At 66.5% G+C, this 19,912-nt stretch carries 19 protein-coding genes; 2 read left to right on the top strand and 17 right to left on the bottom strand.

Translation table 11 applies throughout. The annotated features are described in order from the left end of the window. Positions 1–69 precede the first annotated feature (69 nt). Positions 70–1,374 carry a D-amino acid dehydrogenase gene (locus CNE_RS04040; RefSeq protein WP_013955868.1) on the top strand — a complete coding sequence of 435 codons (1,305 nt, stop codon included), beginning with the start codon at positions 70–72 and terminating at the stop codon, positions 1,372–1,374. 78 nt (positions 1,375–1,452) lie between these two features. Here the strand turns inward: CNE_RS04040 and CNE_RS04035 are convergent, their stop codons facing one another. The 8 genes from CNE_RS04035 to CNE_RS04000 form a co-directional block, all read right to left on the bottom strand. Continuing rightward, positions 1,453–3,237 carry an acyl-CoA dehydrogenase gene (locus CNE_RS04035; RefSeq protein ID WP_013955867.1) on the bottom strand — a complete coding sequence of 595 codons (1,785 nt, stop codon included), beginning with the start codon at positions 3,235–3,237 and terminating at the stop codon, positions 1,453–1,455. 109 nt (positions 3,238–3,346) lie between these two features. After that, on the bottom strand, positions 3,347–4,282 hold the full coding sequence (locus tag CNE_RS04030) for an electron transfer flavoprotein subunit alpha/FixB family protein (RefSeq protein WP_013955866.1): 936 nt from the start codon (positions 4,280–4,282) through the stop codon (positions 3,347–3,349). 18 nt (positions 4,283–4,300) lie between these two features. Continuing rightward, positions 4,301–5,050, bottom strand: a complete 750-nt coding sequence (locus CNE_RS04025; RefSeq protein WP_013955865.1) for an electron transfer flavoprotein subunit beta/FixA family protein — start codon at positions 5,048–5,050, stop codon at positions 4,301–4,303. A gap of 219 nt (positions 5,051–5,269) precedes the next feature. Further along, the gene (locus tag CNE_RS04020; RefSeq protein WP_013955864.1) at positions 5,270–6,067 is read right to left on the bottom strand and encodes a MetQ/NlpA family ABC transporter substrate-binding protein; all 798 of its coding nucleotides are present in this window, start codon (positions 6,065–6,067) and stop codon (positions 5,270–5,272) included. 46 nt (positions 6,068–6,113) lie between these two features. Next, entirely contained in the window at positions 6,114–6,767 is a 654-nt protein-coding gene (locus tag CNE_RS04015) for a methionine ABC transporter permease (protein WP_013955863.1), read from the bottom strand. Then, the gene (locus CNE_RS04010; RefSeq protein WP_013955862.1) at positions 6,757–7,791 is read right to left on the bottom strand and encodes a methionine ABC transporter ATP-binding protein; all 1,035 of its coding nucleotides are present in this window, start codon (positions 7,789–7,791) and stop codon (positions 6,757–6,759) included. Before CNE_RS04010 ends, CNE_RS04015 begins: the two co-directional genes overlap by 11 nt. 164 nt (positions 7,792–7,955) lie before the next feature. After that, positions 7,956–8,759 (bottom strand): enoyl-CoA hydratase, encoded by an 804-nt coding sequence (locus CNE_RS04005; RefSeq protein WP_013955861.1) that lies wholly within the window; start codon positions 8,757–8,759, stop codon positions 7,956–7,958. 12 nt (positions 8,760–8,771) lie between these two features. Further along, positions 8,772–9,695 (bottom strand): histone deacetylase family protein, encoded by a 924-nt coding sequence (locus CNE_RS04000; protein ID WP_013955860.1) that lies wholly within the window; start codon positions 9,693–9,695, stop codon positions 8,772–8,774. 149 nt (positions 9,696–9,844) lie between these two features. Between CNE_RS04000 and mltB the strand changes: the two genes are divergently transcribed. Next, the gene (mltB, locus tag CNE_RS03995) at positions 9,845–10,951 is read left to right on the top strand and encodes a lytic murein transglycosylase B (RefSeq protein WP_013955859.1); all 1,107 of its coding nucleotides are present in this window, start codon (positions 9,845–9,847) and stop codon (positions 10,949–10,951) included. 69 nt (positions 10,952–11,020) lie between these two features. Here the strand turns inward: mltB and cysM are convergent, their stop codons facing one another. From cysM to CNE_RS03950, 9 genes are all read right to left on the bottom strand, one after another. Beyond that, positions 11,021–11,923, bottom strand: a complete 903-nt coding sequence (gene cysM, locus CNE_RS03990) for a cysteine synthase CysM (protein WP_013955858.1) — start codon at positions 11,921–11,923, stop codon at positions 11,021–11,023. A gap of 135 nt (positions 11,924–12,058) precedes the next feature. Further along, positions 12,059–13,360 carry a solute carrier family 23 protein gene (locus tag CNE_RS03985; RefSeq protein WP_013955857.1) on the bottom strand — a complete coding sequence of 434 codons (1,302 nt, stop codon included), beginning with the start codon at positions 13,358–13,360 and terminating at the stop codon, positions 12,059–12,061. 237 nt (positions 13,361–13,597) lie between these two features. Continuing rightward, entirely contained in the window at positions 13,598–13,984 is a 387-nt protein-coding gene (locus CNE_RS03980; RefSeq protein ID WP_080569532.1) for a ComEA family DNA-binding protein, read from the bottom strand. 155 nt (positions 13,985–14,139) lie between these two features. Beyond that, positions 14,140–15,135, bottom strand: coding sequence for an ADP-glyceromanno-heptose 6-epimerase (rfaD, locus tag CNE_RS03975; RefSeq protein ID WP_013955855.1), 996 nt, complete (start codon positions 15,133–15,135; stop codon positions 14,140–14,142). A gap of 28 nt (positions 15,136–15,163) precedes the next feature. After that, positions 15,164–16,111, bottom strand: coding sequence for a D-glycero-beta-D-manno-heptose-7-phosphate kinase (gene rfaE1 / locus CNE_RS03970; RefSeq protein WP_013955854.1), 948 nt, complete (start codon positions 16,109–16,111; stop codon positions 15,164–15,166). Between the two features lie 80 nt (positions 16,112–16,191). Beyond that, positions 16,192–17,574, bottom strand: a complete 1,383-nt coding sequence (locus tag CNE_RS03965) for a UDP-glucose dehydrogenase family protein (protein ID WP_013955853.1) — start codon at positions 17,572–17,574, stop codon at positions 16,192–16,194. A 38-nt stretch (positions 17,575–17,612) separates the two neighbouring features. After that, positions 17,613–18,842 (bottom strand): lipopolysaccharide assembly protein LapB, encoded by a 1,230-nt coding sequence (gene lapB, locus CNE_RS03960; RefSeq protein ID WP_013955852.1) that lies wholly within the window; start codon positions 18,840–18,842, stop codon positions 17,613–17,615. Between the two features lie 3 nt (positions 18,843–18,845). Next, a complete protein-coding gene (locus CNE_RS03955) occupies positions 18,846–19,190 on the bottom strand; it encodes a LapA family protein (protein ID WP_013955851.1) in 345 nt (114 codons plus the stop codon). Positions 19,191–19,476: 286 nt separating this feature from the next. Beyond that, positions 19,477–19,896: an integration host factor subunit beta gene (locus tag CNE_RS03950; RefSeq protein WP_041228311.1), complete on the bottom strand. Its 420-nt coding sequence runs from the start codon at positions 19,894–19,896 to the stop codon at positions 19,477–19,479. Positions 19,897–19,912 lie beyond the last annotated feature (16 nt).

Here is a 19,912-nt window from a genome sequence, read left to right as displayed (position 1 = left end):
CTGGATTGGATTCAATAGTATAGAGATAAATCCTCTATCAACTTGTCATTGCAGTTGGAGCTTCCGGACATGCGCGTTCTCGTACTCGGCAGTGGTGTTATTGGCGTCACCAGCGCGTGGTACCTGGCCAAGGCCGGTCACGAAGTGACCGTCGTCGACCGCGAGGCAGGTCCCGCGCTCGGCACCAGCTTTGCCAACGCGGGGCAGATCTCGCCCGGCTATGCGTCGCCATGGGCCGCGCCCGGCGTGCCGCTCAAGGCGATCAAGTGGATGTTCCAGGAACACGCGCCGCTCAGCATCCGTCCGGACGGCACCCTGTTCCAGCTGCAATGGATGTGGCAGATGCTGCTGAACTGCAGCGCCGGGCGCTACGCCGTCAACAAGGAACGCATGGTGCGGCTGGCCGAGTACAGCCGCGACTGCATCCGCGCGCTGCGCGCGGAAACCGGCATCGCTTACGAAGGCCGCCAGCAAGGCACGCTGCAGGTGTTCCGCACCGAAGAGCAGCTGCAAGGCGCGGCCAAGGACATCGCCGTGCTGGAAGAAGCCGGGGTGCCCTACCAGTTGCTTTCGCGCGAGGAACTCGCCGCGAGCGAACCGGCGCTGGCCGCCGTCCGCCACAAGCTGGCCGGCGGCCTGCGCCTCCCCAACGATGAAACCGGCGACTGCGCGCTGTTTACGCAACGGCTCGCAGGCATGGCCGAGATGCTGGGCGTGAAATTCCTGTACAACCGCTCGATCGACAGCCTGATGACCCAGGGCGATGCCGTCACCGGCGCCGTGGTCAACGGCGAGCCGATGGCCGCCGACCTGGTGGTGGTGGCGCTGGGCAGCTGGTCGACGCAGCTGGTCAAGCCGTTCCTGTCGGGCATGTCCAAACTGCCGGTGTACCCGCTCAAGGGCTTCTCGATCACGGTGCCGCTGAACGATCCGTCGCGCAGCCCGGTGTCCACCGTGCTGGACGAAACCTACAAGGTCGCCATCACCCGCTTCGAAGACCGCATCCGCGTGGGCGGCATGGCCCAGATCGTCGGCTATGACCGCAGCCTCGATCCGGCCAAGCGCCGCACGCTCGAACACGTGGTGACCGACCTGTTCCCGGGCGCCGGTGATGTCAGCCGCGCCACCTTCTGGACCGGCCTGCGCCCGATGACCCCAGACGGCACGCCCATCGTCGGCCCGACCCAGGTGCGCGGCCTGTGGCTGAACACCGGCCACGGCACGCTGGGCTGGACCATGGCCTGCGGCTCGGGCAAGCTGCTGTCGGACCTGGTCTCGGGCAAGTCGCCCGCGATCCGCGCCGACGACCTGTCGGTGGGCCGCTACCTGAAGCCCGCGCGCCAGCACCTGGCGCCGCGCCCGGCTGCCGCCTGATCCAGGTACCGTCCCGACCAGCAAAAAGGGCGACCCTTCGGGGTCGCCCTTTTCACATCTGCGCGCAGCGCTTGCCGGTCAGAACTGCTCGGCGGTCAGCGCATTGACCGGCGCCCCGCCGCTGACGACGGCATCACGCAATGCCGACGCCTGCGACAGGATGTGCTCGGCGAAGAAATGCGCGGTCGCGATCTTGGCATCGTGGAAGGCAGGATCCTCGGCGCGCCTGGCATCGGCAGCCAGCATCGCGCGGCCGAACTGCCAGCCGGAGAACACGATGCCGCACAGCTTCAGGTAAGGCACGCTGCCGGCAAAGACGGCGTTCGGGTCGGACTTGGCATTGGCCACGACAAACGCCACTACATCTTCCAGCGCCGCGCGGCCCTTGGCCAGTTGCGCCTGCATCGCGGTGAACGCAGTGCAGCCATGCTTGCCCAGCGCAGCCTCGGTCTCGGCGATCTGCGCGCAGATCGCGCGTGCCACGGCGCCGCCGTCGCGCACGGTCTTGCGGCCGATCAGGTCGTTGGCCTGGATTGCCGTGGTGCCTTCGTAGATCGGCAGGATGCGCGCATCGCGGTAGTGCTGCGCCGCGCCGGTTTCCTCGATAAAGCCCATGCCGCCGTGCACCTGCACGCCCAGGCTGGTGACATCGATCGACAGCTCGGTGCTCCACCCCTTCACCACCGGCACCAGGAACTCGTAGAAGGCCTGGTTCTGCCTGCGCACGGCCTCGTCGAGATGCTGGTGCGCCGCGTCGCTGGCGGCCGCGGCCACGTAGGCCACGGCGCGTGCGCCTTCGGTCAGCGCGCGCATGGTCATCAGCATGCGCTTGACGTCCGGGTGGTGGATGATGGTCACCGCCTCGCGCGCCGAACCATCGACCGGGCGGCTCTGCACGCGTTCGCGCGCAAAGGCCACCGCCTGCTGGTAGGCGCGTTCGGACACGGCGATGCCCTGCATGCCGACCGAGAAGCGTGCCGAGTTCATCATGATGAACATGTACTCAAGGCCGCGGTTCTCTTCGCCGACCAGCGTGCCGATGGCGCCGCCATGGTCGCCGAACTGCAGCACGGCCGTGGGGCTGGCCTTGATGCCCAGCTTGTGCTCGATCGATACGCAATGCACGTCGTTGCGCTCACCGGTGCTGCCGTCGGCGTTGACCATGAACTTCGGCACGATGAACAGCGAGATGCCCTTGACGCCCTCGGGCGCGGTGGGCGTGCGGGCCAGCACGAGATGGACGATGTTCTTCGCCATGTCGTGCTCGCCGTAGGTGATGAAGATCTTGGTGCCGAACACCTTGTAGGTGCCGTCGCCCTGCGGCTCGGCACGGGTGCGCACCGCGGCCAGGTCCGAGCCGGCCTGCGGCTCGGTCAGGTTCATGGTGCCGGTCCACTCGCCCGAGATCAGCTTCGGCAGGAAGGTCGCCTTCTGCTCATCCGTGCCGGCCGTCAGCAGCGCCTCGATGGCCCCATCGGTCAGCAGCGGGCACAGCGCGAACGACAGGTTCGCGCTGTTCAGCATCTCGTTGCAGGCGGTGGCGATCAGCTTGGGCAGGCCCTGGCCGCCAAACTCCTGCGGATGCAGCACGCCCTGCCAGCCGCCCTCGCCGAACTGGCGGAACGCGTCCTTGAAGCCGGGTGTGGTGGAGACCACGCCGTCCTTCCAGCTGCTCGGGTCCAGGTCGCCGGCGCGGTTCAGCGGCGCGACCACCTGCTCGTTGAACTTGGCGGCCTCGTCCAGCACGGCCTCGGCCGTTTCCGGCGTGGCTTCTTCGAAGCCCGGCAGTTTGCTGACGGCCTCAAGCCCGGCCAGCTCGTTCATGACGAACAGCATGTCCTTGATCGGCGCACGGTAAGTCATCGATGTCTCCCAACATGTATGAAAAAGCCGTTCGCGGGTCACCCCCGGAACGGCTCGTTACTTGCTACCTGCGGCTACCCGTGCCGGCCGCCGGGCGGCCGGCGAGGCATCAGCCCAGTGCTGCCACCAGCTCCGGCACCACGGTGTTCAGGTCGCCCACCAGGCCGTAGTCAGCCACGGAGAAGATCGGCGCTTCGGCATCCTTGTTGATCGCGACGATCACCTTGGAGTCCTTCATGCCGGCCAGGTGCTGGATCGCGCCGGAGATACCGACGGCGATGTACAGCTGCGGCGCGACGATCTTGCCGGTCTGGCCGACCTGGTAGTCGTTCGGCACGAAGCCGGCGTCCACGGCAGCGCGCGAGGCACCCAGCGCGGCGCCCAGCTTGTCGGCCAGCGGCGTCAGCACCTTGGTGTAGTTCTCACCCGAACCTACGCCACGGCCACCCGAGACGATGATCTTGGCGGCGGTCAGTTCCGGACGGTCGCTCTTGGCCACTTCGCGCGAAACAAACTGCGAAACGCCTGCGTCGGCCACGGCCGGCAGGGTTTCAACGGCGGCCGAGCCACCTTCGGCGGCAGCGGCGTCAAAGGCGGTGCCGCGCACGGTGATGACCTTGATCTTGTCTTCCGACTTGACCGTGGCAATGGCGTTGCCCGCGTAGATCGGGCGCTCGAACGTGTCCGGGGCGTCGACCTTGGAGATTTCCGAGATCTGGGCCACGTCCAGCTTGGCAGCCACGCGCGGCAGGATGTTCTTGCCGTACGGGGTGGCCGGAGCCAGGATGTGCGAGTAGTCGTTGGCGATGGCCAGCGCCTGCTCGGCCACGTTCTCGGCCAGGCCGTCACCGAAGTACGGTGCGTCGGCCAGCAGGACCTTGGTCACGCCGGCGATCTTGGCGGCGGCGTCAGCCGCGGCCTTGGCGTTGGAACCAGCCACCAGCACGTGCACGTCGCCGCCGCACTGGGCAGCGGCGGTCACGGTGTTCAGCGTGGCGGCCTTGATGGATTGATTGTCGTGTTCAGCAATGACGAGTGCAGTCATGTTATTTCTCCCCCGCGCTCAGATAACCTTGGCTTCGTTCTTCAGCTTCTGCACCAGCGTCGCGACGTCCGGCACCATCACACCCGCGCTGCGCTTGGCAGGCTCGACCACCTTCAGGGTCGACAGGCGCGGCTTGACGTCGACACCGAGGTCTTCCGGCTTGACGATATCGAGCTGCTTCTTCTTGGCCTTCATGATGTTGGGCAGCGTGACGTAGCGCGGCTCGTTCAGGCGCAGGTCGGTCGTGACCACGGCCGGCAGCTTGAGCGACAGCGTTTCCAGGCCGCCATCGACTTCACGCGTCACCGAGGCCTTGCCGTCGGCAACCACCACCTTGGAGGCGAACGTGGCTTGCGGCAGGCCAGCCAGCGCGGCCACCATCTGGCCGGTCTGGTTGGAGTCGTCGTCGATGGCCTGCTTGCCCAGGATCACCAGTTGCGGCTGTTCCTTGTCGATCAGCGCCTTCAGCAGCTTGGCCACGGCCAGCGGTTGCAGGTCTTCGTTCGATTCCACCAGGATGCCGCGGTCGGCACCGATGGCCATCGCGGTGCGCAGGGTTTCCTGGCACTGCGTGACACCGCACGAGACGGCGATCACTTCGGTGGCAACGCCCGCTTCCTTCAGGCGCACGGCCTCTTCCACGGCGATTTCGTCGAAGGGGTTCATGCTCATCTTCACATTGGCCAGATCGACGCCACTGCCGTCCGCCTTGACGCGGACCTTGACGTTGTAATCCACCACCCGCTTGACTGCGACGAGTACTTTCATGCGCTCACTCCACTGATAGCTGATAGTCAGAAATTTTGTTCGCTCGTCATTATAACCACCGGGTTGGCGGCTCTCCTGTTTTTCGAACGATCGTACTATTTTATCGGCAAAATGATGCCGGGCATAGCCCGGCAGATCCCAGCCGTCCAGCGATTGTGCCGCAAACCGGGGCTTGCGGGCATCGTCTGATTGGATGAAAACCTCAAAGTGACGTCGGGCTTACCAGGCGGTAATGACCGAGTCCTTGAAGGTCGATGTGACGTATTGCTTAATTTCCGGCGAGTGATAGGCCTTCACCAGCTTGGCCACCCAGGGCTTGTTCTTGTCGGCCTCGCGGATCGCGATCAGGTTGGCGTACGGACCCTTCGGGCCTTCGATGGCGATGGCGTCCTTGACGGGCGACAGGCCGGCCGATTCCGCGTAGTTGCCGTTGATGGCGGCGGCATCCAGGTCATCCAGCGAGCGCGGCAGCTGCGCGGCGTCCAGCTCGACGATGCGGATCTTCTTCGGGTTCTCGACGATGTCCAGCGGCGTGGCCTTCAGGCCGGCGTTGGGCTTGAGCTTGATCACGCCCTTGCTCTGCAGCAGCAACAGGCCGCGCCCGCCGTTGGTGGGATCGTTGGGCACGCCCACGCGCGCACCCTGCTTGAGCTGGTCGAGCGACTTGATCTTCTTGGAGTACACGCCCATCGGGAACGTCACCGTATAGGCGATATGCGTGAACTTGTAGCCGCGGTCCTTGATCTGGGCTTCCAGGTACGGCAGGTGCTGGTAGCTGTTGGCGTCCAGGTCGCCGGCAGCCAGCGCGGCGTTGGGCTGGATGTAGTCGCTGAACTCGACCACCTGGATGTTCAAGCCGTCCTTGGCGGCGACCTTCTTCACCTGTTCCATGATCTGGGCGTGCGGGCCGCCGGTCACGCCGATCTTGATCGGCTTTTCCTGGGCGACGGCGCCGGTGGCCAGCGTTGCGCCGATCGCGGCGCCGAGAATCCATTGCAGCAGGTTGCGACGTTGCATGATATGCGTTCCTGTTTCAGAAAATAATTGGCTTGGCGTTGACGGATTAGCGGTGGCTGATACGGCGGACAAGCCAGTCGCCGAAGCTCTGCACGGCCTGCACGAACACGATCAGGATCACCACCACCGCCACCATGACCTCGGTGATATAGCGCTGGTAGCCGTAGCGGATGCCCAGGTCGCCCAGGCCGCCGCCGCCGATCGCGCCCGCCATGGCCGAATAGCCGACCAGGCTGACAAAGGTGATGGTCAGGCCGGCGACGATGCCGGGCATTGCCTCGGGCAGCAGCACCTTCCACACGATCTGGCGGGTGGTGGCGCCCATCGACTGGGCGGCCTCGACCAGGCCCTTGTCGACCTCGCGCAGCGCGCTTTCCACCAGGCGCGCGATAAACGGGATCGCCGCGATGGTCAGCGGCACGATTGCCGCGGTGGTGCCGATCGACGAGCCGACGATAAAGCGCGTGAACGGGATCACCACCACCAGCAGGATGATGAACGGGATCGAGCGCGCCGCGTTGACCACCACGCCGATGCTGCGGTTGAACAACGGGTGCGACAGCACGCCGCCGCGGTTGGTCAGGTGCAGCAGCACGCCCAGCGGCACGCCCAGCAGCGAGCCGACCACGCCCGAGATCGCCACCATCACCAGGGTCTCGTTGAACGAGGTCAGGAACAGGTCAAACATTTCAGACCACATGCTCGAACTCCTCCACCACGACGCCTTGCGCCTGCAGGTATTCCATCGCCGCCTTCACGTCGGCCAGTTCGCCCGTGGCCATGATCGCCAGCGAGCCGAAGGCCTGGCCCTGGATCTCGTCGATATGGCCGTGCAAGATATTGAAGTCCAGCCCGTAGCGGCGGATTGCCTGGGCCAGCACCGGCTGGTCCACGCCCTCGCCGGTGAAGGCCAGGCGGTAGACGTGGTCGCGCCCGTTGCCCAGCCGGCTCTCCACGCGCTTGAGCACGCTGGCCGGCAGCTCCTGCGAGATGACGTCGCCGATCATGGCGCGCGTGACGTCGTGCTGCGGGCGCAGGAATACGTCGATCACGCGCCCGGTCTCCACCACCTGGCCGGCTTCAAGCACGGCCACGCGGTCGCAGACCTGCTTGATGACTTCCATCTGGTGCGTGATCATCACGATGGTCAGGCCCAGGTCGCGGTTGATCTGCTTGAGCAGTTCCAGGATGGAGCGGGTGGTTTCCGGGTCCAGCGCGGAAGTGGCCTCGTCCGACAGCAGCACCTTGGGCTTGCTGGCAAGAGCGCGTGCAATGCCCACGCGCTGCTTCTGCCCGCCGCTGATCTGCGCCGGATAGCGGTCCTTCAGCTCCGACAGGCCCACCAGGTCCAGCAGCGGCAGCACCGTCGCGGCGATCTCGGCCTTGGGCTTGCCGGCCAGTTCCAGCGGCAGCGCCACGTTCTCATACACCGTGCGCGACGACAGCAGGTTGAAGTGCTGGAAGATCATGCCGATCTCGCGGCGTGCCAGGCGCAGCGCGCCCGTGTCCAGCGCTGTCAGTTCCTGGCCCGCGACAATCACGCGGCCGCTCGAGGGCCGGTTCAGCAGATTGATGGCGCGTACCAGGGTGCTCTTGCCGGCGCCGCTGCGGCCGATAATGCCGAAGACTTCGCCCGCCGCTATCGACAGGCTGACGTCCCGCAATGCATGCACGTCGCCAGACGCGCCCGGGAAGCGCTGCGACAGTCCTTGCAGTTCGATCATGGAAAGGTGACCAAAAGAAAACGGCAACAGGCGAGGGATCTCCAGCGCTGTTGCCGCTCGTTATTTTTCTGAAGCGCGTATTTTATGCGATTCGCTTCATACCATAAACGACTTTTTGCCGATGTCTTTATACGTTCCCGGCATATAAGAAGCGAGAAAGTCGACTATGAGCCACGCCAGGACGGCGAACGCTTGTCAATGAAGGCCTGCACCCCCTCCAGCGCCGACTCGTCCATCATGTTGCAGGCCATGGTCTGGCCGGCGAGCTGGTAGGCGGCCTCGATGCCCATTTCCAGCTGGCGGTAGAACAGGCCCTTGCCCGCGGCCACCGCGGCGGCCGGCTTGGCGCAGATGCTGGCGGCCAGGCGCGCCACCTCTTGGTCCAGCTGCCCAGCGGGCACCACCCGGTTCACCAGCCCGCGCTCACGGGCGGTTTCGGCGTCGATCATGTCGCCGGTCAGCAGCATCTCCATTGCCTGCTTGCGGTGCAGGTTGCGCGACAACGCCACCCCGGGCGTCGAGCAGAACAGGCCCAGGTTGACGCCGGATACCGCAAAGCGCGCATCGTCGGCGGCCACCGCAAGGTCGCACATGGCCACCAGCTGGCAGCCCGCCGCCGTGGCGATGCCCTGCACGCGCGCAAGCACCGGCTGCGGCATCTTCTGGATCACCATCATCATGCGGGTGCAGCGGTCGAACAGGCGCCGGTAGTAGTCGTGCGACGGCGAGGCCCGCATCTCGCGCAGGTCGTGCCCGGCGCAGAAGGCCTTGCCGGCGCCGGCCAGCACCACCACGCGCACGGTGTGGTCCGACGCCAGCCGGCCGAGGGCCTCGGTCAGCGCGTCGAGCAGCCCTTCTGACAGCGCATTGAACGCCTGCGGCCGATTCATGGTCAGTCGCACCACGCCCGCGGTGTCGCGCACTTCGGTCAGCAGCGGCGCGTCCACGCGCGCATCGTTCTCGGCCATGGCCATGCTCTCCTATCGTTCCAGCAGCACCTTCAGGTGCGCCAGCACGCTGCGGCCCAGCGCGCTCAGGTTGTAGCCCCCCTCCAGGCAGCTGACGATGCGGCCCTGCGCATGGACGCGCGCAAGGTCCACCAACTGGCCGGTAATCCAGGCGTAGTCCTGCTCCACCAGGCCCATCTGGCCCAGGTCGTCCTCGCGGTGCGCATCAAAGCCGGCGGAGATAAACAGCATCTGCGGGCGGAATTCATTGAGCCGCGGCAGCCAGATGGTCTCGACCACTTCACGCACGGCCACGCCGTTGGTATAGGCCGGCAGCGGGATGTTGACCATATTGGGCGCGAGATGCTCGGTGCCGCTGTACGGATAGAACGGGTGCTGGAAGATGCTGCACATCATCACCTGCTCGTCGCCGCGGAACGCCGCTTCGGTGCCGTTGCCGTGGTGCACGTCGAAATCGATGATGGCCACGCGCTCCAGGCCGTGCGCCCGCAGCGCGTGGCGCGCGGCAATGGCGACGTTGTTGTAGAAGCAGAAGCCCATGGCGCGGTCAGGCTCGGCGTGGTGGCCGGGCGGGCGCACGCAGCAGAACGCGTTCTCGAACTCGCCCGCGATCACCGCATCGGTGGCCGCCACCGCCGCGCCCGCGGCCAGCGTGGCGGCGGCAAGCGTGTGCGAGTTCATCGAGGTATCCGGATCGATCGCGTGATAGCCGCTGGCCGGGCTGGCGCGTTCGAGCGAATCGACATAGTCGGGACGGTGCACGCGCTCCAGCTGCTCGCGCGTGGCGGGCGGGGCTTCGCGGCGCTCCAGCAGCCCGTCCAGGCCGTGCGAAATCAGGTGATCCTCGATCGCCTGCAGGCGTTCCGGGCACTCAGGATGGAAATGCCCCATCTCGTGCCGCTGGAACTCGGGGTGCGTGTAATAGCCTGTCGGCATCTCTTATCGTCGCAATGTTGTCTCCAATCGCTACGTTAGCACACGCCAGCCCATGCCACCCAGCGGCACTGGCGCGCCATGCCGTGACGGCTTGCCCGTAGTTGCCGCAGTGGCATCCGCTATACTCGGTGCGACTTGCAAAGGACATCATGACCGACACCCAGCGCTCACTGCGACGCCCCCTGCTGGGCGCCGCGCTTTCCGCTGCCGCACTCGGACTCTGCGGCCTCTCCCCCAGCCTGCTCGCCGCGGGCAAGCGCCGCGTCAGCATGCGCGAGGAAGAGATCGAACCCGGCCGCTACCGCGACAATCCGCAGACCCGCGCGTTTATCGACGAGATGGTGGCCCGCCACCGCCTTGACCGCGGGATGCTGCAGGAGTGGTTTAGCCAGGCGGTCTATTCGGCCACCGTGGTGCGGCTGATCATGCCGCCCGCCACCACCGGCCGCAAAAGCTGGCGCACCTACCGCTCGCGCTTTATCGAGCCGATCCGCATCAACGCGGGCGTGCGCTTCTGGCAGGACAACCGCGACACGCTGCGCCGTGCCGAAGCCGAGTTCGGCGTACCGGCCTCGGTCATCGTCGGCATCATCGGCGTGGAAACCATCTACGGCCGCGACATGGGCACCTTCCGCGTGCTCGACTCGCTGTCCACGCTCGCCTTCGACTACCCGGACACGCCCAACCGCGAAGCCCGCAGCACGCTGTTCCGCAACCAGCTGGCCGACTACCTGCTGTGGTGCCGCGACACCCGCACCGACGTGTACTCGGTGCTGGGCTCCTTCGCGGGCGCGATCGGCATCCCGCAGTTCATGCCGACCAGCCTGCGCGAATACGCCATCGACTACGACAACAACGGTCGCATCGACCTGCGCAACAGCCCTACCGATGCCATCGGCAGTGTCGCGCGCTTCCTGCAGCTGCACGGCTGGGAGCCGGGCCGCCCGGTGGTGTGGCGCATTGCCGGCGACGCCGGCAGCCTGGGTGTCGCCACGGCGGCGGCCGACGGCGAGCCATGGCCCACGCGCACGCTCAACCAGCTGACCCGCGCCGGCTTGCGCGTGGACGAGCCGATCGACCCCGTGCGCGAAGGCGAGACCGGCGTGCTGGTGGTGGACCTGCCCACCCCCGACCAACCGACCGAATACCTGCTCGGCCTGCGCAACTTCTACGTGCTGACACGCTACAACCGCAGCTTCTTCTATGCGCTGGCGGTGTACCAGCTGGGCGAGGCGGTCAAGGCGGCGATGGGTTGATGCCAGCTGCCCGCCAAAGCAAAAAGGCCTCGCAATTTGCGAGGCCTTTCTTGTTGGCACCGGTTCAGGTCACGCCGGGAACACGCCGGTCGACAGGTAGCGGTCGCCGCGGTCGCACACCACGAAGACGATGGTGGCGTTCTCCACTTCCTCGGCAATGCGCAGCGCAACACAGAGCGCGCCGGCCGCCGAAATGCCGCAGAAGATGCCCTCTTCGGATGCCATGCGCCGCGCCATGTGCTCGGCGTCGCCCTGGCTCACCGGCTCGGTGCGGTCGATGTAGCTGGCATCGTAGATCTTGGGCAGATACGCCTCGGGCCACTTGCGGATGCCCGGGATGCGCGAGCCGTCGGCCGGCTGCGCGCCGATGACCTGGATCTCCGGGTTCTGTTCCTTCAGGTAGCGCGACACGCCGGTAATGGTGCCGGTGGTGCCCATCGCAGAAACGAAGTGGGTGATGCGGCCGTCGGTATCGCGCCAGATCTCCGGCCCGGTGCCCTCGTAGTGGGCCTGCGGGTTGTCCGGGTTGGCGAACTGGTCGAGGATCACGCCCTTGCCGTCGCGCTCCATCGAATCCGCCAGGTCGCGGGCGTACTCCATGCCGCCCTTGACCGGGGTCAGGATGATCTCGGCACCGTAGGCCGCCATGCTCTGGCGGCGCTCGAGGCTCAGGTCCTCGGGCATGATCAGCACCATCTTGTAGCCGCGGATGGCGGCTGCCATGGCCAGCGCGATGCCGGTATTGCCGGAAGTCGCCTCGATCAGGGTGTCGCCCGGCTTGATGCGCCCGCGCGCCTCGGCCCGGGCGATCATCGACACCGCGGGGCGGTCCTTGACCGAACCGGCCGGGTTGTTGCCTTCGAGCTTGCCGAGGATCACATTGCCGCGCGCGTCGTTGGCGGCACCGGGGATGCGCTGCAGTCTGACCAGCGGCGTGTTGCCGATGGTGTCTTCAATTGTCTTGTAGGCCATGGGGCGAGGGGTCGCGAAAGAGGGTCGCAAACGGGGGATTCCAATTCGCCGGCCATTGTAATCCAGACACCTATCCCTCGCCGGCAGGCGGGATTTACGCTGCCTCCCGCCCGCCTGCGCCCATCCTGCCGTGGCTCAGCCTTCTTCGTGGTTGCCTTCGCCCAGCAGGTGGTACAGCAGGATGCAGCCGAAGGTGGCAGTACCGATGCCGCCCAGCGTCATGCCGCCCAGCTTCAGCGTCAGGTCGCCGGCTGCCACCGTCAGCGTGGCGCCAACCGTGATCAGGTTGCGCGAGCTGGAGAAGTCCACCTTGTTCTGCACCCAGATCCGGCCCGCTGTCGCTGCGATCAGGCCGAACACGACGATGGTCAACCCGCCGATCACCGGACCCGGGATGGTCAGGATCAGCGCACCGAACTTGGGCGAGAAGCCCAGCAGGATAGCCACCGCGGCCGCCACCACGAAGATCAGCGTCGAGTAGATCTTGGTGACCGCCATCACGCCCATGTTCTCGGCATAAGTGGTCACGCCGGTGCCGCCGCCGCTGGCCGACAGCATGGTCGCGATGCCGTCGCCGATAAAGGCACGGCCGATATACGGGTCCAGGTTGCGCCCGGTCATCACGCCGATGGCCTTGATATGGCCCAGGTTCTCCGCCACCAGCACAATCGCCACCGGCGCGATCAGCAGCATGGCGCTGAACTCGAAGGTCGGTGCGGTGAACGCCGGCAGCCCGAACCAGCTGGCCGCTGCCACGCCCGAGAAGTCGATCGGCTTGCCCAGCCCCATCACGTTGGTGCCCAGGTAGTAGGCGAGGTAGCCGGCCAGGCCGCCGATCAGCACCGGCAGACGCCCGATCATGCCGGGCGCGCGCACCGCCACCAGCCCCACGGCCACCACCGTCAGCAGGCCCACCCAGGTATCGAGGGCCGCGCCGCTGACCGCCTTGACCGCCACCGGGGCCAGGTTCAGCCCGATCGCCGCGACGATCGCCCCGGTCACCACCGGCGGCATCAGCTTTTCGACCCAGGCGTAGCCCACCGCCTGCACGATCAGGCCGATCACCGTGTACAGCGCACCGGCGGCGATGATGCCGCCCAGCGCCACCGGGATATTGAGGTTGGGGCCGCTGCCCGCGTAGCCAGTGGCAGCGATCACCACGGCGATGAAGGCGAAGCTGGAGCCAAGGTAGCTCGGCACCCGCCCGCGCACGCACAGGAAGAAGATCAGCGTGCCGATGCCGGAAAACAGGATGGCGATATTCGGGTTGAAACCCATCAGGATCGGTGCAATGGCGGTCGAGCCGAACATCGCCACCACGTGCTGGATGCCGGCCAGCAGCGTCTGTCCGGCGGGCAGCCGCTCATCCGGCCCGATCACGCCTTCGGTCTTGAGCCGCCATTGCGGCAGGAATCCCGCGTCCTCGCCATTCGCCATATTGTTCTGCTCCCTGTGGTCCGGGCTGGCCGCCTGGTCGGCAGCCGCCGCGTTTGTGCCTGGTTGTCTGGTAGATGCGTGCCTGTCGGCAGCCGCGCGCGGCAGATCCTGCCGGCGCGGCGTCCGCATGATACTCCGCCGCCACGGGGCGTGCGAAGCGGCAAGGGTCTAGCACAACCCATACCAGCACGGAGAGCGTCCGGCCGCTGCGCGGCCGGACGCCGGACCGTGACCCTGTCAGCGCGCTGGCTTGGCGGCGCCAGCGGGCGCTGCCTTGGCTGTCTTGGCCGGGGTGGCGGCCGCAGGCGGCGCCGCTGCTGCGGTTCCCTTCGTGCCGATGGCAAGGCCAGCGTCCTGCAGCTTCGCCACGGACTTCGGCCCGATGCCACTGACGCGCTCGGCCAGGTCCGCGGCGTCCTTGTAGGGCCCACGCTTGTTGCGTTCGTCGATGATGTTGCGGGCGGTGGCTGGTCCCACGCCCTTGACCGAGGTCAGGGCCGCCTCGTCCGCCGTATTGACATCGATGGCGGCATGCGCGGCACCGCCCGCGAACAGGCAGATGGTTGCAGCGAGGGAAACCAGGGAAAAACGCCGGGCAAGTTGCCGGACCCAATGCTTGAAAATGAAGGCTCTCCTTTCCTGTGGATGGTCTGAGGTACCACCCCCCGCCGGGGCGGCGAGGTCAGGTCAGGATAGGGGCGGGCCGCAGCGGCGGCCCATGCAGCAACAAAAGTTGACACCGGCCGCACGAAAGCGTGTCAGCCGGTTGCGCGCCGGTATCAGCCGGCGCGTTCGATCAGCCAGCGGCAGTAGCGCGCCACGCCTTCCTCGACGGACAGGAAGGGCTCGCTGTAGCCGGCGCTGCGCAGCTTCGACACATCCGACTGCGTAAAGCACTGGTACTTGCCGCGCAGCGCATCGGGGAACTTGACGTACTCGAGCAGGCCTTCCTGCACCAGTTCTTCCAGCGACAGGCGCGGCTTGCCTTCGGCCTCGCGCAGGGTGTTGACCACGGTGGCGGCGATGTCGTTGAACGGCTGCGCGCGGCCGGTGCCGAGGTTGAAGATGCCGGACTTGTCCGGATGGTCAAAGAAGTGCAGGTTGACCTTGACCACGTCCTCGACCGAGACGAAGTCGCGGCTCTGCATGCCGGGGGCATAGCCGCCGTACTCGCCGAACAGCTTCACCGTGCCGTCGGCGCGGAACTGGTTGAAGTTGTGGTAGGCAACCGAGGCCATGCGGCCCTTGTGCGTTTCACGCGGGCCGTACACGTTGAAGTAGCGGAAGCCCACGATCTGCGACAGCGCCGACGGCAGCCGGCGCCGCACGATCTGGTCGAACAGGAACTTGGAGTAGCCGTACACGTTCAGCGGGCGCTCGAACTCGCGGTCTTCGCGGAACACCTGCGAGGCGCCGTAGGTGGCCGCCGACGACGCGTACAGGAACTGCGTGCCTTGTTCCAGGCAGCTCTCCATCAGCGACAGCGTGTAACGGTAGTTGTTCTCCATCATGTAGCGGCCGTCGGTCTCCATGGTGTCGGAGCACGCGCCTTCATGGAATACCGCCCGCACCTTGCCGAACTCGCCGCGGGCTAAGCGCGCGAGGAAGTCCTGCTTGTCAAGGTAGTCGGAGATCTCGCAGTCGACCAGGTTGTGGAACTTGTCGGCACGGGTCAGGTTATCGACGGCGATGACGTTGGTCTCGCCGCGGTCGTTCAGACCCTTGACGAGGTTGCTGCCGATAAAGCCAGCGGCGCCGGTGACGATGATGGTCATGGTCGGATCAGGATGGGGGCGCCACGCCTCACGGGGCGGCGCCGAACAATTCAGAATAGGAGACGACGGCGGTACCAAGCTTGCCCACCACGATGGCGCCGGCACGATTGGCAAGCTGCACGGCTTCCTTGAGCGGCACGCCGGCACCCAGCATGGTGGCGAGCGTGGCAATCACGGTATCGCCAGCACCCGATACATCATAGACCTCGCGCGCCTGGGCGGAGACGTGCAGCACTTCGGCCTCGGTGTAGAGCGTCATGCCCTCTTCCGAGCGCGTCAGCAGCAGTGCCTCCAACTGCAGCCCGCGGCGCAGGTTCTGCGCGCGGATGGTCAGGTCGGCCTCGGTCTTCCAGGCGCCGACCACGGCACGCATCTCGGCCCGGTTGGGGGTGATCAGGGTGGCGCCGCGGTAGCGCGAGTAGTCGTCTCCCTTGGGGTCGATCAGCACCTTGCGCCCGGCTGCGCGGCTGGCGTCGATCATGCGCGTGACGTGGGTCAGGCCGCCTTTGCCGTAATCGGAAAGCACCAGCACCTGGTAGTCGTTGATCAGGGCCAGGAAGCGGTCCTGTACCGCGGCCAGCACTTCATGCGCCGGCGCGCTCTCGAAATCCACGCGCAGCAACTGCTGCTGGTGCGCCACCACGCGCAGCTTGATGGTGGTGTTGAGCTTGGGATCGCGGTGCAGATAGGGCTGCACGTGGCTCTCGCCCAGCAACGTTTCGAGCGTTCGGGCCGGCTCGTCGTCGCCGACCACGCCCAGCATGCCCACGCGTGCGCCCAATGCCGCGGCATTGCGGGCCACGTTGGCGGCGCCGCCCAGGCGCTCGTCGCTGCGCTTGACCTGCACCACCGGCACCGGCGCTTCCGGCGAGATCCGTTCCACATCGCCGAACCAGTAGCGGTCCAGCATCATGTCGCCGACCACCAGGATATGGGACTGCCGGATCTGCTCCTGCGGAATGACGGTCTTGTTCATGAAGATCCTTGGCAATATCGCGACGGCCGCAGCCGTCGCGCTAGCTTATCGGTTGATGAGTCCGTTGACCCGCCGGCGCCTCATTCGTTCACGGCCGGCCGGGTCGGGCGGCCGATGGCGTGGTACTCCACGCCGTTCTCGACCATGGCCTCGGGCTCATACAGGTTGCGCCCGTCGAAGATCACCGGGGTCTTCAGGCGCCGCTTGATCTGGCCGAAGTCGGGGCTGCGGAACACCTTCCATTCGGTCACGATCACCAGCGCGTCGGCGCCGTCCAGCGCATCCATCTGGTTCTCATGGAAACTCACGCGCGCGGCGCCGCCCGGCAGGTCGGCCAGGTCGGCATCCAGCACGCGCCGGGCTTCGGCCATCGACACCGGGTCGTGCATGCGCAGCGACGCGCCGCGCGACACCAGTTCGCGCGCCAGCACCCGCGACGGCGCCTCGCGCATGTCGTCGGTGTTGGGCTTGAAGGCCAGGCCCCACACGGCAAAGGTGCGGCCGGTCAGGTCATCGCCGAAGCGGCGCACGACCTTGTCGCCCAGCACGCGCTTCTGCGCGCCGTTGACCGATTCCACCGCCTCCAGCACGCGCATTGGCTTGCCATGGTCGGCGGCAGTGCGCATCAGCGCCTGCACGTCCTTGGGAAAGCATGAACCGCCATAGCCAGCACCGGCATACAGGAAGCTGTAGCCGATGCGCGGGTCCGAACCGATGCCCATGCGCACCAGTTCGATATCGGCGCCAACCTCGTCGGCCAGGTTGGCCAGCTCGTTCATGAACGAGATGCGCGTGGCCAGCATCGAATTGGCCGCGTACTTGGTGAACTCGGCCGAGCGCACGTCCATGTAGAAGGTGCGCTCGTGGTGCCGGTTGAACGGCGCGTAAAGCTGGCGCATGGTGGCCTGCGCGTGGCGGCCGGCGACGTCGGCGTTGCAGCCCAGCACGATGCGGTCCGGGCGCATGAAGTCCTCGACCGCGGCGCCCTCCTTCAGGAACTCGGGGTTCGACACCACTGAGAACTGCAGGTCTTCCAGGCTGCGCGCGACCAGCTCCTCGCGGATCGCGGCGGCCACGCGGTCGCCGGTGCCGACCGGTACGGTGGACTTGTCGACCACGACCTTGAATCCGGTCATATGGCGGCCGATATTGCGCGCCGCCGCCAACACGTACTTCAGGTCGGCAGAGCCGTCTTCGTCCGGGGGCGTGCCCACGGCGATGAACTGCACGTCGGCGTGCTCGACACTGGCCGCCACGTCGGTGGAAAAGGTCAGCCGCCCGGCGGCACGGTTGCGCTGGATCAGCTCCAGCAGGCCCGGCTCGTAGATTGGCACGCCGCCTGCGTTAAGCAGCGCGATCTTCTGCTCGTCCAGGTCCAGGCAGAACACGTCATTGCCAAGTTCCGCCAGGCAGGCGCCGGTGACAAGGCCGACATAGCCGCTGCCGATGATGGTGACTTTCATAGCGTTAATTCAATTCTGTTGCACAGGACCGCCCGGGATCAGCCGAGCGTCTCGGAGCGCCGCGGGGCATAGGTTTCCCAACGGTTGCATCCCGGGCATTGCCAATAGAAAAGCCGGGCGCGGAAGCCGCACTCGCGGCAGGTGTAGCGCGCGAGGTTGCGCGTGCGCAGCTGCAGCAGGTCACGGATGGCCGTGGTTTCCTGCGCTTGCTCGTTGTTGCCGTCGGCGCCCTCTGCCGGGGCATCGGCACCCGCCGGCTGCGCGGACGGGGCGCCGGCCGCGACCACCGCCGCCTGCGCCTCGAAATACTTGGTCAGCGCCAGCAGCGTGGGCTGGCGGCGCAGCTGCTCGCGCATCAGGCGCGCGGCGGCTTCCGGGCCGTTCACGTCCAGTTCTGCCTGGTAGGCGGTATCGAGCACCTCAGGCGCCAGCTTACCCTTGAGCAGGCCGCGCAGCCATTCCAGCGCGGCGCCCTCCTCCTGCAGGCTGGCGTAGGCCTTGACCACGCGGTCCGCCACCAGCGGCAGGAAAGATGCATCCTGCCGTTCGATGCCAAGCCAGTGGCCAAGCGCCGCGCGGGCGTCGCCCGCGGCCGCGGCCACGTCGCCCAGCAGGATCGGGGCGCGCACGTTGGCAGGATTCTCGGCAACGGCCTGGTTCAGCCACTTCACCGCATCTTCGGGACGCTTGCGCTGCAGCGCGTCCTGCGCCAGCTCGCAGCAGAACTGGGCAATCTGCAGGCTGTAGCTCGTCTGCTCCAGCGTCTGCAGCTCGCGCGCGGCCTCGATCGCCTTCTGCCACTCCTTTTCCACTTCATAGAGCTCAAGCAGCACGCGCTTGGCCGACGCCGCGTACGGGCCCGACATCAGCCGGCGCAGCGATTCCTCGGCACGGTCCAGCAGGCCGGCGCGCAGGAAGTCCTCGCCCAGTTCAAACAAGGCATGCTCGCGCTCGGGCTCGGGCAGGTCGGGGCGGGTCGCCAGGTTCTGATGCACGCGGATGGCGCGCTCGGTTTCGCCGCGGCGGCGGAACAGCGCGCCCAGCGCAAAGTGCAGCTCGGTGGTTTCCGGGTCCAGCCGGGCCACCTCGATAAAGGCATCGATGGCCTGGTCGGGTTGCTCGTTGAGCAGGAAATTGAGGCCCTTGAAGTACGAGCGCGGCAAGGCGCCCTGTTCGCTGATGAGCTGGCGCACGTCGAAGCGCGCCGCCATCCAGCCAAGGCCAAAGACAAGTGGCAGCGCCAGCAGCCACCAGGTTTCAAACATCATGGATCAGACTTTCGGGCCGACTACGTTATAGGGAACAGGCTTGCCGTCACGCGGCGCGGATGCGGCCGCCGACGACGCTGCTGCGGCGGCGGACGCCGGTGCCTGCGCCTCCGCGGCCACGCGGCGCAGTTTCGCCACCTCCATGCGCTGGCGCATCAGCCCGGGCGCGACCGATGCCAGTGCCGCCACCGCGCCCAGCACGAAGGCGGCGAACAGGATCAGGATCAGCGGCGCATGCCAGACGGCATTGAAGAACAGCTGCAGCGAGGCTTCGGCGGTATTGCGCAGCGCCAGCACGAACAGCAGCACGAATACGACGATACGGACGATCCAGGCGAACAGTTTCATGCAGGTAGGCAGCGAGTCAGCGTGACATTGGGACGGGGCAAGCGACAGGCGAGGCGTACTGGCGCAAGGCCCGGCAAGGACCCCGGCATTGTAACGGAATCACTTCCCGGATTCGGTAACGTGGCGGTAACGGGGTGCGAACCCGCTGCGGCGATCGACCCCTGGCATCGACTTGCGCACGATGCAGCACCTGGCATGGCGTCATCTCAGAAGCATCAAACGAAAAAAAGCGCCCCAACGGGGCGCTTTCTTACCAACAACACAGCAGTAGGCAAAGCCCGGGCAATCAGGAGCGGACAAAATTCAGCCCGCTCTCATGCAATCCCGCCGGTGTGACGGGAGCGGCACCCTGGCCAGCCTTGCCCGGCGCGGCTTGCACCGCGCCGCCGGAATGGCCGTTGCCATTGACGCCCGCAGGCACCGGCTGGCTACGGTCAACCCGTTCGCGCAATTCCTTGCCCGCCTTAAAGTGCGGCACCCGTTTCTCGGGCACCAGCACACGCTCGCCGGACTTGGGATTGCGCCCCACGCGAGGCGGACGCTTGTTCAGACCAAAACTGCCGAATCCGCGGATCTCGATGCGATGGCCGTCGGCCAGCGCCTCGGACATCGCGTCGAGTATCGTTTTGACCGAGATGTCCGCGTCCCGCAGCAACAGCTGGGGGAAGCGGGCAGCCAGTTTTTCGACGAGCTCCGACTTGGTCATGGGCATACGCGCAAGC

The sequence above is a fragment of the Cupriavidus necator N-1 genome (assembly GCF_000219215.1).
In the GTDB taxonomy this organism is placed as follows: Bacteria; Pseudomonadota; Gammaproteobacteria; order Burkholderiales; family Burkholderiaceae; genus Cupriavidus; species Cupriavidus necator.
The sequence above is the reverse complement of the archived record's forward strand: the minus strand, read 5'-3'. Positions and strand labels throughout refer to the sequence as shown.